The sequence below is a fragment of the Caldimonas sp. genome, assembly GCF_046289365.1.
Taxonomy (GTDB): Bacteria; Pseudomonadota; Gammaproteobacteria; order Burkholderiales; family Burkholderiaceae_C; genus Caldimonas.
Window position 1 is genome coordinate 1 of record NZ_JBKBVU010000318.1, and the last position, 2,316, is coordinate 2,316.

The 2,316-nt window shown below is 67.7% G+C and carries 1 protein-coding gene and 2 pseudogenes; 2 read left to right on the forward strand and 1 reads right to left on the reverse strand.

What is annotated here, in order from left to right:
• Nucleotides 1-1,499 (forward strand): sensor histidine kinase (locus ACK42S_RS17530; protein ID WP_409710638.1); only part of this gene is annotated, 1,499 nt, incomplete at its 5' end.
• A gap of 8 nt (nucleotides 1,500-1,507) precedes the next feature.
• Nucleotides 1,508-1,951: pseudogene (locus ACK42S_RS17535) on the forward strand (response regulator); the annotation flags it as partial.
• Here ACK42S_RS17535 and ACK42S_RS17540 read toward each other — a convergent pair.
• Nucleotides 1,910-2,263 (reverse strand): annotated as a pseudogene (locus ACK42S_RS17540) (hypothetical protein); the annotation flags it as partial. The pseudogenes ACK42S_RS17535 and ACK42S_RS17540 overlap by 42 nt on opposite strands.
• Nucleotides 2,264-2,316 lie beyond the last annotated feature (53 nt).

A 2,316-nucleotide genomic window follows, 5' to 3' on the forward strand; every position in this document is an offset into this window, starting at 1 on the left:
TACAAAACGCCTACCGCGAGTACCAGCAGCGCGCGCTGGCGCGCGAAGGCCTCAAGCGCATGTATCTGGGCACGCTCACGCTGGCGCTCATCCTGGCCGTCTTCGGCGCGGTGCTGCTCGCCGTCGCCCTGGGCAACCAGCTCGCCCGACCGCTGCTGCTGCTGGCCGAAGGCGTGCGTCAAGTGGCCCGCGGCGACCTCACACCCAAACCTGTCTTCACCTCGCGCGACGAACTCGGCGGCCTCACGCGCTCGTTCGCCGACATGACCCAGCAATTGTCCGATGCGCGCTCGCTCGTCCAGCGCAGCCTGAGCGAACTCGAGGGCGCCAAGACCAATCTGCAGACCATCCTGGACAACCTCACCGCCGGCGTGATCGTCTTCGATGCCCACGGCCACATCGACACCGTCAACCCCAGCGCCACGCGCATCCTGCGCCTGCCGCTGGGGGCCTACCAAGGCCGCACGCTGACCGAGGTGCCTGGCCTGCAGGACTTTGCCGCCGCAATCGATCAGCAATTCGAGCAACATGCCGCCGGCAACGAAGGTGGCGAGCGCGACCACTGGCAGCAGTCCTTCGAGCTGGCAGGCGCCGACGCTGGCGTCGAGCGCGAGCCCATGACCCTGCTCGTGCGGGGTGCCTGGCTGCCGCAGCAGGCGCGGCTGATCGTCTTTGACGACATCACCGAAGTCATGTCGGCCCAGCGTTCCATCGCCTGGGCCGAGGTGGCCCGCCGTCTGGCCCATGAGATCAAGAACCCGCTCACCCCCATCCAGCTCTCGGCCGAGCGGCTGCAGCACAAGCTCGAAGCCAAGCTCGACGACGCCGACCGCCAGCTCCTGTCCAAGGCCGTGGGCACCATCGTCAGCCAGGTGGGCAGCATGAAGCAGCTTGTCAACGAATTCCGCGACTATGCCCGCCTGCCCTCGGCCCAATTGCACCCGATCGACCTCAACGCTCTGGTCGGCGAAGTGCTCGTGCTGTATGGCTCGGTGCAGGAAGAGGGCCGGCTGAAGGTCGACCTCGAGCCTGGCCTGCCGCCGATCCTGGGCGATGCCACCCAGTTGCGCCAAGTCATCCACAACCTGCTGCAAAATGCCCTGGACGCCGTGGCCGACCGGCCCCAGGGCCAGGTGCGGGTGCACACCGAGGCTGCACGCACCGACACCGGCGAGCTGCGCGCGGTGCGCTTGGTCGTGGCCGACAACGGCCCGGGCTTTCTCGACAAGGTGCTCAAACGCGCCTTCGAGCCCTACGTCACCACCAAGAGCAAGGGCACCGGCCTGGGCCTGGCCGTGGTGAAGAAGATCTGCGACGAACATGCTGCGCGCATCCGCCTGACCAACCTCACCAACTCCGAAGGGCTGGGTGGCGCGCAGCGAGGGAAGAACCCCGACGTGAGGGGGGCCCAAGTTTCGATATCATTTTCCAGGTTTGCGCCCGTCCAGGAAGACGGCCGCGACGACACCGCAACCCCAGGTGCCCGCCCAGGGGCCTGACCACCCGCATGGCCACCATACTTGTAGTAGACGACGAGCTCGGCATCCGCGCATTGCTGTCGGAGATCCTGGCTGACGAGGGGCACACCGTGGAGCTGGCCGAGAACGCCGCCCAGGCGCGCGCCTTGCGTGAGCGGATGCAGCCCGATCTCGTGCTGCTCGACATCTGGATGCCCGATGTTGACGGCATCACCTTGCTCAAGGAATGGGGGGCCAGTGGCCAACTCACGATGCCGGTGATCATGATGTCCGGGCACGGCACCATCGACACCGCCGTGGAAGCCACCAAGCACGGTGCCATGGCCTTCCTGGAAAAGCCCATCACCTTGCAAAAGCTGCTGCGCGCCGTGGAGCAGGGCCTGGCGCGCCAGGTTCAGCCCGGGAAAGGTCGCGTAGCAGCCCATGCCGCCGAGCGCGAAGCGGCGCAGGTCTTGGCGCATGCCCAGGTCCTTCGCCACCAGGATGTCGAGCCCCGGCGTCATGTAGCCCGTGCAGGTGATCGTCACCAGCGCGTCGATGTCGCTGGCGGCCACGCCCCCGGCCGCGAGGGCCTGCGTGGCCGCCCAGGTGGCCAAAGTGGGCGCCTCGGCGGCGAAAACGGCGTTGCGCGCCCCCGCCCCGGGGCGATCGGCGAAGAAGGCCGCGGCATCGGGAAGCACACTGTGGCGCTTTTCAATCGCCGGGTGGGCGAAGATGCGCTCGGCTTTGGGGTTGAGCGTCCACACCCCCTGCGGGCCGCGGAAATCCGGTATGCCGGAATCCATCGAGATGCCGGCGCCGGTCAGGACGACGACGCGCTTCGCGTCGTCGATGAGCC